Source organism: Rhodanobacter sp. FW106-PBR-R2A-2-24 (genome assembly GCF_058789615.1).
In genome coordinates, this window is record NZ_JBYTBV010000002.1 from 312,742 (window position 1) to 326,904 (window position 14,163).

General features: G+C 68.5%; 13 protein-coding genes and 1 tRNA gene. 7 read left to right on the forward strand and 7 right to left on the reverse strand.

Going from position 1 to position 14,163, the window contains the following annotated elements; translation table 11 throughout:
* Positions 1-143: 143 nt before the first annotated feature.
* The gene (locus AC3WQA_RS02485; RefSeq protein WP_492673529.1) at positions 144-908 is read right to left on the reverse strand and encodes a class I SAM-dependent methyltransferase; all 765 of its coding nucleotides are present in this window, start codon (positions 906-908) and stop codon (positions 144-146) included.
* On the opposite strand from AC3WQA_RS02485, the gene AC3WQA_RS02490 reads away from it, so the two are divergent.
* The gene (locus AC3WQA_RS02490) at positions 907-1,032 is read left to right on the forward strand and encodes a hypothetical protein (protein ID WP_492673530.1); all 126 of its coding nucleotides are present in this window, start codon (positions 907-909) and stop codon (positions 1,030-1,032) included. The genes AC3WQA_RS02485 and AC3WQA_RS02490 overlap by 2 nt on opposite strands.
* Positions 1,033-1,086: 54 nt before the next feature.
* Here the strand turns inward: AC3WQA_RS02490 and AC3WQA_RS02495 are convergent.
* A tRNA-Arg gene (locus tag AC3WQA_RS02495) sits at positions 1,087-1,163 on the reverse strand.
* A 114-nt stretch (positions 1,164-1,277) separates the two neighbouring features.
* Here AC3WQA_RS02495 and amaB point away from each other — a divergent pair.
* From amaB to ppk1, 6 genes are all read left to right on the forward strand, one after another.
* Positions 1,278-2,813, forward strand: a complete 1,536-nt coding sequence (gene amaB, locus AC3WQA_RS02500) for an L-piperidine-6-carboxylate dehydrogenase (protein WP_492673531.1) — start codon at positions 1,278-1,280, stop codon at positions 2,811-2,813.
* 267 nt (positions 2,814-3,080) lie between these two features.
* Positions 3,081-3,377 (forward strand): DUF4190 domain-containing protein, encoded by a 297-nt coding sequence (locus AC3WQA_RS02505; RefSeq protein ID WP_492673532.1) that lies wholly within the window; start codon positions 3,081-3,083, stop codon positions 3,375-3,377.
* Positions 3,378-3,431: 54 nt separating this feature from the next.
* Positions 3,432-4,193, forward strand: coding sequence for an SDR family NAD(P)-dependent oxidoreductase (locus tag AC3WQA_RS02510; RefSeq protein ID WP_492673533.1), 762 nt, complete (start codon positions 3,432-3,434; stop codon positions 4,191-4,193).
* 3 nt (positions 4,194-4,196) lie between these two features.
* Positions 4,197-5,216, forward strand: a complete 1,020-nt coding sequence (locus AC3WQA_RS02515; protein ID WP_492673534.1) for a quinone-dependent dihydroorotate dehydrogenase — start codon at positions 4,197-4,199, stop codon at positions 5,214-5,216.
* Between the two features lie 10 nt (positions 5,217-5,226).
* A complete protein-coding gene (murB, locus tag AC3WQA_RS02520; RefSeq protein WP_492676304.1) occupies positions 5,227-6,252 on the forward strand; it encodes a UDP-N-acetylmuramate dehydrogenase in 1,026 nt (341 codons plus the stop codon).
* A gap of 44 nt (positions 6,253-6,296) precedes the next feature.
* The gene (gene ppk1 / locus AC3WQA_RS02525) at positions 6,297-8,429 is read left to right on the forward strand and encodes a polyphosphate kinase 1 (RefSeq protein ID WP_492673535.1); all 2,133 of its coding nucleotides are present in this window, start codon (positions 6,297-6,299) and stop codon (positions 8,427-8,429) included.
* A gap of 9 nt (positions 8,430-8,438) precedes the next feature.
* Here ppk1 and AC3WQA_RS02530 read toward each other — a convergent pair whose 3' ends face one another.
* From AC3WQA_RS02530 to AC3WQA_RS02550, 5 genes are all read right to left on the reverse strand, one after another.
* Positions 8,439-11,003, reverse strand: coding sequence for a sensor domain-containing protein (locus AC3WQA_RS02530; RefSeq protein ID WP_492673536.1), 2,565 nt, complete (start codon positions 11,001-11,003; stop codon positions 8,439-8,441).
* Positions 11,004-11,146: 143 nt separating this feature from the next.
* Positions 11,147-12,220 carry a protein-glutamate methylesterase/protein-glutamine glutaminase gene (locus AC3WQA_RS02535; RefSeq protein WP_492673537.1) on the reverse strand — a complete coding sequence of 358 codons (1,074 nt, stop codon included), beginning with the start codon at positions 12,218-12,220 and terminating at the stop codon, positions 11,147-11,149.
* Complete coding sequence (locus tag AC3WQA_RS02540; RefSeq protein WP_492673538.1) at positions 12,217-12,711, reverse strand: chemotaxis protein CheD; 495 nt, start codon at positions 12,709-12,711, stop codon at positions 12,217-12,219. The genes AC3WQA_RS02535 and AC3WQA_RS02540 overlap by 4 nt, the downstream gene beginning before the upstream one ends.
* Before the next feature lie 21 nt (positions 12,712-12,732).
* A complete protein-coding gene (locus tag AC3WQA_RS02545) occupies positions 12,733-13,542 on the reverse strand; it encodes a CheR family methyltransferase (RefSeq protein WP_492676305.1) in 810 nt (269 codons plus the stop codon).
* A 65-nt stretch (positions 13,543-13,607) separates the two neighbouring features.
* The gene (locus AC3WQA_RS02550; protein ID WP_492673539.1) at positions 13,608-14,156 is read right to left on the reverse strand and encodes a chemotaxis protein CheW; all 549 of its coding nucleotides are present in this window, start codon (positions 14,154-14,156) and stop codon (positions 13,608-13,610) included.
* Positions 14,157-14,163: the final 7 nt, after the last annotated feature.

The window sequence follows — 14,163 nt, forward strand, 5'->3', positions numbered from 1 at the left end:
GCGCCTGCTGCCTGGAGTCTGGAAAGTGCAGGCCGGCACTTTCCAGACTCGCCCAACCCGGCCGCAGGCCAGACTGGGTGCCGCCGGCCAAGCACGCGCGTGATGGGCCGCGTGCGAGCCATCCATGGCTCGCGGGCAACCGGTTACTTGGCGGGCTTGCGGAAGCGATAGGCGAACTGGTCGGTGTGGCCGCGTATCGACTTGTCGAACACCGACGCCGTGTGCGGGTCGGCGCTGTTGCGCAGCGCCGCGCTCTCGCCGTCGAACACGAAGCCGGCCGCCTCCACCTCCTGCTTCACCACGGCCGGATCGATGCGGTGCACGGTGTTGGTGTCGGCCAATCCCGAGCCGGCCGGCGCCACGTGATCGATCACCACGAACAGGCCGCCGGGCTTGAGCGCGTCGAACACCACCTTGTCGAACTTCGCCATATCCACCGGCCCCATGAACGGATCGTGGTAGTCGTGGTAATTCTGCGCAGTGAATACCAGGTCGACCTTGGTCGGCGCGCTCAAGGCAGCGGCCGGCTGCCTGAGCAGGCTGACATTGGCGTAGTGCGGCGTGGCGGCAAGCTTCTGCCAGTTCGCGTAGCTCTTGGCCGAGAACTTCGCCATCTCGTTCGGCCACACGGTATAGACGTGCCCTTGCGGCCCCGCGATGGCGCTGAACACACGCGTCCAGTAGCCGCTGCCGGGGTCGAGTTCCAGCACGCTTTGTCCAGGCTTCACGTCGGCGAACGACATCACCGCTTCGATCTGGCGACGCGCATCGTCATGCCGGTCAGCGGCACGCGCGGGGTCGTTGACCGCGGCGGCCACGTAGGCCGGTACACCCGGCACATCGGCAGCCACGGCAGGCGCGGCGAGCGGCAGGCAAAACAGCAAGGCAGCAAACAGGGGCGGACGCATGGCGCACTCCGTTCTTGGCAAGGGGCTCGATTGTGCACCCGGCGTGCGCCAGCGTGGGGAGCTGTTCGCATCCATCACGCAGCTCCTGGATTCGAGCATCGGCGGCCAGCCCGCCGCGCATTGATCGTGGCATGCCGCGAAAACGCCAAAGGCCGGCTCTCGCCGGCCTTCGTGCATCTGGTGCCCCCGACACGATTCGAACGTGCGACCTTCCCCTTAGGAGGGGGACGCTCTATCCAACTGAGCTACGAGGGCGGGGCGGGGATTCTCGCACGGTTTTGCGGCGGTGCGCGAACGGCGGGATGGGGCCACTGGTAGAATGGGCGTTTCAAAAAGAGACGCCGCGCGTCGGCGCCAACGGAGTCCAGCATGTCCCACCACATCCTTTCCGCGCTCGGCCTGGCCGACATCAATTCCGGCAGCTACCTCGGCCACGGCGAGTGGTCGAAGACCACCGACGCCGGCGCGCTGCGGCCGGTGAACCCCGCCACCGGCGACGTGCTCGGCACCGTGCATGCGTCCAGCGCCGCTGATTACGAGGTGATCGTCCAGCGCGCGCAGGCCGCGTTCAAGGTGTGGCGTACCACGCCGGCGCCGCAGCGCGGCGAAGCGGTGCGGCTGTGCGGCGAAGCGCTGCGCAAGCACAAGGACGCGCTGGGTTCGCTGGTCGCGCTGGAGATGGGCAAGATCAAGCCCGAGGGCGACGGCGAAGTGCAGGAGATGATCGACATCGCCGACTTCGCGGTGGGCCAGAGCCGCATGATGTACGGCGCCACCATGCACTCGGAGCGCCCCGGCCACCGCATGTACGACCAGTACCATCCGCTGGGCCTGGTCGGCATCATCAGTGCGTTCAACTTCCCGGTCGCGGTGTGGGCGTGGAACGCCATGCTGGCCACCATTGCCGGCGACATCTGCATCTGGAAGCCGTCGCCGAAGACGCCGCTGTCGGCGATCGCCACCATGAAGATCTGCAACGAGGCGCTGAAGGCCGGCGGCTTCCCGGACCTGTTCTTCCTGTTCAACGACGCCGGCACGGAGCTGTCGCAGGCCTTCGTGGACGACAAGCGCATCGCTCTGATCAGCTTCACCGGCTCGACCAAGGTGGGCCGCCACGTGGGCGAGCGCGTCGCCAAGCGCATGGGCCGCTCGCTGCTGGAGCTGGGCGGCAACAACGCGATCATCCTGGACGAAACGGCCGACCTGAAGCTGGCGATTCCCGGCATCGTGTTCGGCGCGGTCGGCACCGCCGGCCAGCGCTGCACCACCACGCGCCGGCTGTTCGTGCATGAGTCGATCTTCGACGGCGTGCTCGACACTCTGGTCAAGGCCTACCACCAGGTCGAGGGCAAGATCGGCGATCCCACCTTGGCCACCACGCTGATGGGCCCGCTCAACAGCCCGGAGGCGGTGCAGGGCTACCTTGCTGCGGTCGAGAAGGCCAAGGCCGCCGGCGGCAACGTGCGTACCGGCGGCAAGGCGCTGACCGATCGCAAGGGCAACTTCGTGCTGCCGACCATCATCACCGGTCTCAAGAACAGCGATGAGGTGGTGCAGTCCGAAACCTTCGCGCCCATCCTCTACGTGATGCCGTTCAAGACGCTGGACGAAGCCATCGACATGCAGAACGACGTGCCGCAGGGCCTGTCCTCGTCGATCTTCACCAACAACCTGCGCGCGGGCGAGCAGTTCCTGTCGGCGGCGGGTTCGGATTGCGGTATCGCCAACGTCAACATCGGCACCTCGGGCGCCGAGATCGGCGGCGCGTTCGGCGGCGAGAAGGAAACCGGCGGCGGCCGCGAGTCCGGTTCGGACGCGTGGAAGGTCTACATGCGCCGGCAGACCAACACCATCAACTACTCCAACGCGCTGCCGCTGGCGCAGGGCATCAAGTTCGACCTGTAACAACCACCCGGAGCGGTTCTGTCTCGAACAAGGAAGCGCCGGGCTTCATCCCGACCCACGAAGGTACAAGCCTCACGTGGGTCGGGATTGAACCGACAGCCCGCGCGCCCAGATGCGACTGGGCAGGCAGCCGGCGCGCAACAACGCCTCATCGGGGCGCCACTGGATTTTGAGGCCGACAGCCAATACGCACCGTTGCCGCAGCGGATGCGCGACACAGATAAAAAATATCCCGATCCATCGTCCACCTGACCGAGCATCCACCGCATGAGCAGCTCTCCGACCTACCGTTCCGGAACCTGTCCGCTGGCCATCGTGAGCCTGGTGTTCGGCATTCTTGCCTGGTGCATCCTGCCCTTCGTCGGCGCCGTGGTGGCCGTGGTCTGCGGCCATCTGGCGCGCAGCGAGATTCGCCGTGCGCCGGCGGACGCCCGCATGGAGGGCGATGGCATGGCCATCACGGGACTGGTGCTGGGCTACGTGCAACTAGCCACGACCATGCTGGTGCTCGCCGGCCTCGTGCTGCTGGTGTTCGGGCTGGGCATCAACCATCTCTGGCACTGAGTCGGCGACGCCCTCGCCACGACGTTCGAATTTTTCACGGGCACTGAACCGCCGATGGCCGCCAGCTTCGACTTCCACACCTACCGCGTCGCCGTTGCCGGCGGCAGCAAGGGCATCGGCCGCGCCATCGCGCTAGCCTTCGCCGAGGCTGGCGCCGCCGTGTCGATCTGCGCGCGCGGCACGCAGGCACTCACCGAAACGCGCGCCGCACTGGCCGCCTTCGGCCAGACGGTGCACGCCGAGCCCTGCGACCTTGCCGAAGCCGATGCCATAGCCCACTGGGTCGATGCGGCCGCCGGCGCGCTGGGCGGTATCGACGTGCTGGTGAACAACGCCTCGGGCTACGGTTTTACCGACGACGACGATGGCTGGCTCACCGGTTTCAACGTGGATCTGATGGCCGCCGTGCGCGCCTCGCGCCATGCGCTGCCGCACCTCGCGGCCTCGCCGCACGCCAGCATCCTGCACACCAGCTCCATCGCCGCGCTGCACCCGCGCAAGCACGGTGCCGCCTACGCGGCGGTGAAGGCCGCGCTCAGCCATTACACCGCCTCGCAGGCACTGGCACTGGCGCCGCAACGCATCCGGGTCAATGCCATCGCGCCAGGCTCGGTCGATTTCCCCGGCGGGCTGTGGGATCGCTGCCGGCGCGACGATCCCGCACGCTACGCCGCCACGCTGGCGAAGATTCCGTTCGACCGCTACGGTACGCCTGCGGACATCGCCCATGCCGCGCTGTTTCTCGCCTCGCCCGCCGCCGGCTGGATCACCGGCCAGACGCTGGTGGTGGACGGCGGCCAGGGCCTCAACGGATAAACCATGTACTCCCTGCTACGCCCCCTGTTGTTTGCGCTGGACGCCGAAACCGCGCACGGCATGACCCTGCGCGGCATCGACCTCGCCGCGCGCCTCAAGCTGCTGCGGTTGGCCGCGCCGACGGTGGCCGAACTGCCGGTGGAAGCCTTCGGCATCCGCTTTCCCAACCCGGTGGGGCTGGCCGCCGGGCTGGACAAGAATGCCGAACACCTGGACGCGCTGGGCGCGCTGGGTTTCGGCTTCGTGGAGGTGGGCACGGTGACACCGCGCCCGCAGGCGGGCAACCCGCTGCCACGGCTGTTCCGCCTGCGCCGCCATGCGGCCATCATCAACCGCATGGGCTTCAACAACGCCGGCGTGGACGCGCTGGTGCGCAATGTGGAGCGCTCGCGCTACGCCGGCGTGCTGGGCATCAACATCGGCAAGAACAAGGACACACCGAACGAGCGGGCCGTGGACGACTACCTCGCCTGCCTGGACAAGGTCTACGCGCGCGCCAGCTACATCACGGTGAACATCTCCTCGCCCAACACCAAGGGCCTGCGCGACCTGCAGGAAGAAGCCACCTTGCGCCGCTTCATCGACACCCTGCGCGAACGGCAGGAGCAACTCGGCGCGCAGGCGGGCGCACGCAAGCCGATGCTGCTGAAGATCGCGCCGGATCTTTCCGAACATGAGCTGGACGGCATCGCCGAAGTGCTCGCCACCAGCGGCATCGACGGCGTGATCTGCACCAACACCACCATCGACCACGCGATGGTGGCCGACCACCCGCGCGGGCACGAGGCGGGCGGCCTGTCCGGCCGGCCGCTGTTCGCGCTCTCCACCGACGTGCTGCGTGGCATGCGCGCGCGGCTGGGCGCGCGCTTCCCCATCGTGGGCGTGGGCGGCATCACGGATGGCGACGATGCGGCGGAGAAACTCGCTGCCGGCGCCAACCTGGTGCAGCTCTATTCCGGGCTGATCTACCGCGGCCCCCGGCTCATCAAGGAGTGTGTGGAGGCGTTGCGCCATGCCGGCTGAGCGCACGCCCATGGGCGGCTATACGCTCAGCGAAAACGCCTCGCTCGTTCACCGCAACACGCTGCGCGTGGATGCCCGCGCCGCGCTGCTGGCCGAGTTGCACGACGCCAGCAAGCTGCCCGAGTTGCTGGCCTTCCCCGCCGTGCGCCAGTCACCGCTGCTGGTGCTGGGCGAAGGCAGCAACCTGCTGTTGGCCGGAGATTTCCACGGCACCGTGCTGGCGATGGAAACACGCGGCGTGCAGGTGGAAGCGGACGGCGAGGTCGCGCGCATCGCGGTGGCCGCCGGCGAGCGCTGGGACGATTTCGTGCGCTGGTCGCTGGGCCAGGGCTTGGCCGGGCTGGAAAACCTGATCCTGATTCCCGGCACGGTGGGCGCCGCGCCGGTGCAGAACATCGGCGCCTACGGCACCGAGGTGGCCGAGTTCATCGAGAGCGTGGAAGCCTGGGACACGCGCGAAGCGCGCGTCGTCCAGCTCGACCGCGCCGCCTGCGCCTTCGGCTACCGTGACTCGCTCTTCAAGCGGACGCCGGGACGCTACATCGTCACCGCCGTGCGCTTCGCCCTGCCCCGCGCGCGCGCGCTCAGGCTCGACTACGCCGGCATCGGTGAGGAACTGGCGAAGCTGGGCGTGGACCGGCCGGCTCCCTTCCACGTGGCCGAGGCGGTGGTGCGCCTGCGCACGCGGAAACTGCCCGACCCGGCCGTGATCGGCAATGCCGGCAGCTTCTTCAAGAACCCGGTGGTCGAGGCCGCGTTGGCCCAGACGCTCAAGCGCGAACACCCGGAACTACCCGCATGGCCGCAAGCCAACGGCTGCAGCAAGCTCTCCGCCGCCTGGCTGATCGAAGCGGCAGGACTCAAGGGCGCACGCGAGGGCGATGCCGGCATCTCCAACCGCCACGCGCTGGTGCTGGTGAACCACGGCCAGGCCACGGGCGCCCAGCTCTGGGCCTTTGCACAAAAGGTGGCCGACACCGTGCACACGCGCTTTGGCGTACCACTGGAGCCCGAGCCGCTGGTGGTGGGCGGCTGAGCCGCGCGGCGCGTTACCATGCGGCATAACCCGGGATACATCCGATGAACGCACGCGAACACGCCACGACACCTGCCACCGTCGCACCGGACGAAGGCGGCGACGCGCCCGACCTCACCGACCGCAGCCTGTACTTCAACCGCGAGCTGTCGCAGCTGAAGTTCAACATCCGCGTGCTGGACCAGGCGCTGGACGAGCGCACGCCGCTGCAGGAGCGGCTGAAGTTCCTGCTGATCTTCTCCAACAACATGGACGAGTTCTTCGAGATCCGCGTGGCCGGGCTGAAGCGCCAGATCGCGCTGGAGCACGAGCTGATCGGCGCCGACGGCATGACGCCGGCCGAGGTGCTGGCCGAAATCGGCAAGATCGCCCACCGCGAGGTGGAGCGCCAGTACACCATCCTCAACAGCCGCATCCTGCCCGCACTGGCCACCCACGGCATCCGCGTGCTGCGCCGCGACGAGTGGACGCACAAGCAGAAGCTGTGGGTGCGCAAGCATTTCCGCGAGGAAGTGGCGCCGCTGGTGACGCCGATCGGGCTCGACCCCACCCATCCGTTTCCGCTGCTGGTCAACAAGAGCCTGAACTTCATCGTGCGGCTGGACGGCGTGGACGCCTTCGGCCGCGATTCGGGCCTGGCCGTGGTGCCGGCGCCGCGCGTGCTGCCGCGGCTGATCCGCATGCCCGACGAGGTGGCCGATAGCGGCGACTGCTATGTGCTGCTCTCCTCCATCATCCATGCCCACGCCGAGGAATTGTTCCCCGGCATGGAAGTACTGGGTTCCTACCAGTTCCGGCTCACCCGCAACGCCGACCTGGCCATCGACCCCGAGGACATGGAAGACCTGGCGCTGGCGCTGCGCGGCGAGCTGTACTCGCGCCGCTTCGGCGACGCCGTGCGGCTGGAGGTGGCCGACAACTGCCCGAAGGAGCTGAGCGCGCACCTGCTCAAGCAATTCGGCCTCACCGAGGAAGCGCTGTACGAGGTGAACGGCCCGGTGAACCTCGCGCGGCTGTTCCGCATCGCCAGCAAGGTGAGCTACCCCGAGCTGCAGTACAAGCCCTTCGTGCCGGCGCTGCCAAAGGCCATCAAGCACGCCGAGGATCTGTTCGCGGTGGTCGGCAAGCAGGACGTGCTGCTGCTGCACCCCTACGAATCCTTCGCGCCGGTGGTGGATTTCCTGCGCCAGGCCGCCAAGGACCCGCAGGTGCTGGCGATCAAGCAGACGCTGTACCGCACCGGCGCCGATTCGGAGCTGGTGGATGCGCTGGTGGACGCGGCCCGTGCCGGCAAGGAAGTGACCGCCGTGGTGGAGCTGCGCGCGCGCTTCGACGAGGAATCCAATCTCAGCCTCGCGCTGCGCCTGCAACAGGCCGGCGCCATGGTGATCTACGGCGTGGTGGGCATCAAGACGCACGCCAAGCTCATGCTGATCCAGCGCCGCGAGGGCGGCGAGCTGGTGCGCTACGCCCACCTCGGCACCGGCAACTACCACGCCGTCAACGCGCGCCTGTACACCGACTACAGCCTGCTCACCTCCGACGAGGCGCTGTGCGAGGACGTGCACAAGCTGTTCTCCCAGCTCACCGGCATGGGCAAGGCGCTGCGCATGAAGAAACTGCTGCAGGCGCCGTTCACCCTGAAGCGTGGCCTGCTGGAACTGATCGCGCGCGAGGCCGCGCACGCGCGCGCCGGCAAGCCGGCGCGCATCCTGGTCAAGATCAACGCGCTCACCGACCCGGAGATGATCCGCGCGCTGTACCAGGCCAGCCGCGCCGGCGTGCAGGTGGATCTCATCGTGCGTGGCATGTGCTGCCTGCGCCCCGGTGTGCCCGGCGTGTCGGACAACATCCGCGTGCGCTCGGTGATCGGCCGCTTCCTTGAGCACAGCCGCGCCTACTGGTTCGCCAATGGCGGCGAGCCCACGCTGTACCTTTCCAGCGCCGACATGATGGAGCGCAACCTGGAACGCCGGGTGGAGTGCGCCTTTCCCATCGAGGGCAAGAAACTGCAGCAGCGCATCCTCGGCGCGCTGGAACACTACCTCGCCGACAACAGCGGCGCCGCCGAACTCATGCCCGACGGCAGTTACCGCCCGATCCGCCCCGCCGACGGCGAAGCCGTGCACGACGTGCAGCAGGAACTCCTGGCCCGGTTCTGCGGCGAGGCCGAGTAAGACGCGGCGTCACCGCCCCGCCCGGTCACCGAAGCGCGGCATGGCCTTCATCCGCCCCTGCCCCAGCGCGGTTTCAAAGGCCAGCACGGCCATCGGTCTGGCGAACAGGTAGCCCTGGAAGCGGGAGCAGCCGTGGGCCACCAGGAAGGCCATCTGATCGGCGGTTTCCACGCCTTCGGCGATCACGTCCAGGCCCAGCCCGTCACCCATGGCGATGATGGTGCGCACGACCAGCGCGTGGTTGCCGCCCTGCCCCAGTTGGCGGACAAAGGACTGGTCGATCTTCACCTGATCCAGCGGCAGGCGCGCCAGGTAGGAAAGCGAGGAGTAACCGGTGCCGAAATCGTCCAGCGAGATGCTGATGCCAAGCTCGCGCAGTTGCGCCAGTTTGACGGCGGCGCCCTCGATATCGTCGACGATGGCCGACTCGGTGATCTCCAGCTTGAGATAGGCCGGGTTGGCGCCGCTGCTTGCCAGTGCCGTGCGCACGCTCTGCACGAAATCCGGCTGCGCCAGTTGCTTGGGGCTCACGTTCACCGCCAGCACCACCTCGCGCAGCCGCGCGTGGGTTTCCCAGGCCTTGAGCTGCATGCAGGCGCGGCGCAGCACCCAGTCGCCCAGGGGCAGGATCAGGCCGTTGGCCTCGGCCAGGGGGATGAACAGGCCTGGCGACACCATGCCCACGCCGGGGCGTTGCCAACGCACCAGCATTTCCGCGCCCAGCAGGCGGCCTTCCGTGTCGAACTGCCCTTGCACATGCAGCTCCAGCCCATCGGCCGCAATCGCCGTGCCCAGCTCCTGCAGCAGGTGCTCGCGCTCCTGCAAGGCCTGTTGCATGGTCGATTCAAACCGGCAGACGCGCCCCGCCCCGCCAGCCTTGGCGTTGTACATCGCCAGTTCCGCCTCTTTCAGCACCACCTCGGGCGCCCCCCGGCCCGCGGCCAGCTCGGTCCAGCCCACGCTGACCGTGGCCGATACCGGCACCGCGTCGCCGACCAGGAACGGCTCGTGCATCGCCTGGCGGATGCGCCCGACGGCGGCGAGCACGGCCACGGCCAGCCACTCGCCACGATCGGCCTCGCTGGCCAGCATCACGGCAAACGTGCCGCCGCCCAGCCGGCACAGCAGGCAGTCCTCGTCCAGCGCCGCGCGCAGCCGCCGCGCCACTTCGGCGATCAGGCGGTCGCCCGCGGCATGGTCGCGCATGTCGTTGACCAGCCGCAGGCGGTCGATATCGGCCATCAGCAGGGCGCGCGCACCCGCCTGGGGCCGTTGATCCCGGAGCCGCCCCCAAAGCAGGGCGCGGTTGGGCAGGCCGGTCAACTGGTCGTAGAAAGTGAGTCGCTCGATATGTGCCTTGGCCTCGCGCTCATGGCTCAGGTCGGCGATGGAATACACATGGTGGGTGATCCGCCCCGCCGTGTCGTGCACGGCGGTGATCGCCATGCGCACCGCACGCGGCACACCCTCCTTCACCGCGATCCAGCGCTGGCCGTTCCAGTAGCCGTCGCGGCGAACCTGTTTCCACAGCGCCGCGTAAAAAGCGTCGCCATGATGATCCGAGCGCAACAGATCCGAATTGCGCCCGATCACCTCGCCGACCGCATAACCGGTCAGCCGGGAGAACGCCTGGTTGGCGCGCTGGATGATGCGGTCGGCATCGGTAATCAGCAGCGCATCCATGGCCTCGAAGGCGACCGCGGCGATTTCCAGCTCCTGCTCGGCGCGCTTGCGCTCCGTGATGTCGTGCGCCTGCACCAGAGCATACAGGGGAGCGCCGCCTTCATCGTGATACACCGAGACGTCCAGATGCAGCGGGAAACGCCTGCCATCGCGATCCACATGCTCGACGTCCGCCTCCCAGTGGGCCAGCCGATCCAGTGCCTCCCGTGCGTGGGCGCGTTCCGCCGCGAGCTCGGGCGGGTACAAGGCATCCACGTGCAGGCCTTCCATCTCCCCCGACGCATAACCGTGCCGGCGCGCGAAGGCCGGGTTGGCCGCCAGGATGCGGGAGGTCCGCACATCGAAAATCGCGATGCCGAAGGCGGCCTGCTGAAAGGCGTGCGCCCACAGTTGCAGCCGCTCGTAGTCGCGCCGCCGTCCGGTGACGTCGCGCGCCACGCTGAGCACGGCCGTGACGCGGCCATCCCTGCCGCGCAGCGGCGCCTTGCTGATCTCCAGTTCGACGGACTCGCCGGTGGCCGTCGTCAGCGGAACGTTCAAAAGCTGGCTTTCGCCGGTGGCGAACAGCCGCTCGTGCATGCGGCGCAGTTGCGCCGGGTCGACCGCGCCAAACAACTGCCCCAGCGGACGACCGATCAGGCTGCTGCGCTCCGCATGCGCCAGTTCGGCCAGTCGTCGGTTGCATTCCACCACCACGCCATCGCCGCGATTCACCCACATCGCGTCCGGGCTGGCATCGAGCAGCTCGCGCAAGCCCGCCTCGCCGGGCAGGCTGCAGCGGGCACGCGTCGCCAGCGCGCGGCGCAGGCGCAGCGCCCACACAACCAAACCTGCCGCAACGGCAAGCGCCACGATCGCCAGCCAAATCAGGATGGACGCGGGCACATTCACCGTGCATCTCCATGCGTCAAGGCCGTCGCCGGGCGAAAAGAATCAGCCACGACCGGCCGCGACGCACGGCTCTCCGACACCGGCGCCACACGCCGACGTCCGGGGCAAGCAGTGCATGGATGGTCGATGTTCAAGGGCTGTCCTCATGAACGTGCATGCTGCAATACCTCCCGTGCAATGCTGCCCAGCGGCACCAGCTTGTCCACCGCGCCGCGCGCCACCGCTTCCTTGGGCATGCCATAGACCACACAACTGGCTTCGTCCTGCGCCAGCGTGCGCGCGCCGGCCTTGCGCATCTCCAGCAGGCCCGCCGCACCGTCGTCGCCCATGCCGGTCATGATGACGCCCAGCGCATTGGCGCCGGCGCACTTGGCCACCGAGCGGAACAGCACGTCCACCGAGGGACGATGCCGATTCACCAGCGGGCCGTCCACCACTTCCACGTAATACTGTGCCCCGGCGCGCCGCAACAGCATGTGACGACCGCCCGGCGCGATCAACGCCAGGCCGGGCACCACGCGGTCGCGGTCGCGTGCCTCGCGCACTTCGATGTCGCAGCGGCTGTCCAGCCGCGCGGCGAAGGCGGCGGTGAACTTCTCCGGCATGTGCTGCACGATGACGATGCCGGGCGCTACGCGCGGCAAGGCCGTCAACACCTCTTCCAGCGCCTGGGTGCCGCCGGTGGAGGTGCCCAGCGCCACCACGCGCTCGGTGGTGCGCACCATCGCCCCGGCATCGGCCGGCGGCAGGATCGCATCGGCATTGAGCTTGGCCGTGGGCGGTGGCGGCGCCGCGCGCGCCGCCAGCCGGCGCAGGTTGGCGCCGGCGGCCGCGCGCACCGCGCCGGCGAGATCGTCCGTGGCATCCTGCAAAAATTTCTTGAGGCCAAGTTTGGGCTTGGCGACGATGGCGCAGGCGCCGGCGGCCAGCGCATCCATGGTCGTCTGCGCGCCCTGTTCGGTGAGCGTGGAGCAGATCACCACCGGTGTGGGATGCTCCGCCATTAACTTGCGCAAAAAGGTGATGCCGTCCATGCGCGGCATCTCCACGTCCAGCACGAGTACGTCGGGCCAGGCCAGCGCCATGCGCTGCATGGCCAGGATCGGGTCGGACACCGCGCCCAGCACGTCGATGTCGGGTTCGGCATCGAGCTGCGCGCCCAGCACCTGCCGCACCACGGCCGAGTCGTCGACGATCAACACCTTGATGCGCTTCATGCCGGCACCCTGGCCGCAGCGCTGTCGAGCGGATCGACCTGGCGCGACCACACCTGGCCGCTGTCGATCTCGAATGCCACCAGCCGATGTCCCACACCGAACAGCGATTCCGACACCACCGGGATGCCGTGCGCACGCAACAGCTCGCGCGCACACTCCCCGTTGCGGCGACCTACGTCGATGGCGCCGGCCAGCGGCTGCTGCGGAAACATGTTGCCACCGCCGAAGATCTTGGCCTGGCACTCGAGCGCGCTCACCCCGGCCCGCTGCAGCCCGCGCAGCAGCAGGGTCAACGCCTCTTCGCCATAACGGCCATCCAGCGCACCCGTTGCCGCGCCGCCGCGCCGGGCCAGCAGGTAATGCGACATCGCGCCCATCCGCCGTACCGGGTGCCACAGCACGATGGAGACGCACGATCCCAACAGGGTGTGCACGCGATACCCTGCATCGCCCACGAACCAGTCGCCCGGGCGCAAATGGATGTCGGTCATGCCCAGGTTCCTGCCCACGGCTCAGGGTTTTCGGTAAGAGGAAGGTGCCAGCATCTCCAGGCTGCCCGCCATGTCGCCCAGACTCTCCGCGTGGCCGATATAGAGGTGCCCACCACGCTTGAGCTGGGCCAGCGCCCGCTCGAGTACCCGGCGTTTGGTGTCCGCGTTGAAGTAGATCATCACGTTGCGCAGGAAGATGGCGTCGAAGCTGCCCAGCGCGGGCAGGGCCGCATTGAGGTTGGCATGGAGGAAACGCACGCGACCACGCAGCGCACGATCCACCAGGAGGCTGCCCTGTTCCTCGCCGACCCCGCGCAGGCAGTAACGACGCAGGAAGGCGGCCGGAATGTTGCGGCAACGCGACACCGGGTAATGCGCGCGCCGGGCCTGCTCCAGGACACGGGTGGAGATATCGGTGCCCACCACTTCCCAGGGCGCCTCATTCAGGGCCTCGGCCAGGGTCATGGCAATGCTGTAGGCCTCCTCGCCGCTGGAGCTGGCCGCGCTCCACACGCGAAACATGTCGGTACGCCGCCGCGTGGCCGCCGCATGCTGGCGCAACAGGTCGAAGTGCCTGGGCTCGCGGAAGAAATAGGTCTCGTTGGTGGTGAGCAGGTCGATCGCCACCTGCGTTTCGCCGGGCGCCTTGCCGCTCTGCAGCAGGCGGAAATACGCCCCGAAGCTGTCCAGCCCGTGCTGCCGCAGGCGCTTGGCCAGGCGGCCGCTGACCAGCGCCTGCTTGGCCGGCGCCAGCGCGATACCCGCCGCCTCGTGGATGAAGCGCTGGAACTGGACGAACTCGCGATCCGAGATGGCCACCGGCCCCGCCACCGCGGCCAGCGGCCGCGGCGCCGTGCCGGCGCGACCGGACGGCGTCGGGCGCGGCAACGGCGCATTCATGGCGCCACCGCCTCGCCGGCGTCGGCGACGGCTCCCGTCCGGGCAAGCGCGCCGAGCTCTTCCACCGACAGCACCTTGTCGGCATCCAGCAGTATCACGAAACGCCCTTCCACCTTGCCCATGCCGGCGATGAAGTCGGTGCGGATGTGGGCGCCGAAGGCCGGCGGCGGCTCGATCTCGGCCAGCGGGATCTCCAGCACCGCGCTGACCGCGTCGACGAGTATGCCCATGTCGTGACGTTCGTCGCCGCTGGCGACTTCCACGATCACGATGCAGGTGCGCCGGGTGACGGCGGTGGGCTGGCGGCCGAAGCGCGCGGCAAGATCGAGCACCGGCACCACCGCGCCGCGCACGTTGATGACGCCACGGATGCAACGGGGCATCAGCGGCACCTCGGTGAGGCCGGCGTACTCGATGATCTCCTTGATGCCGAGGATGCCGATGGCAAAGGACTCGCTGCCGACCTGAAAGGTGAGGTACTGCGTCGTGTCGTCGATCGGCCGCGCGGCGGCGGGCTGGGCCAGGGTCTGGGCTGCTGCGTTCATGGCCTCG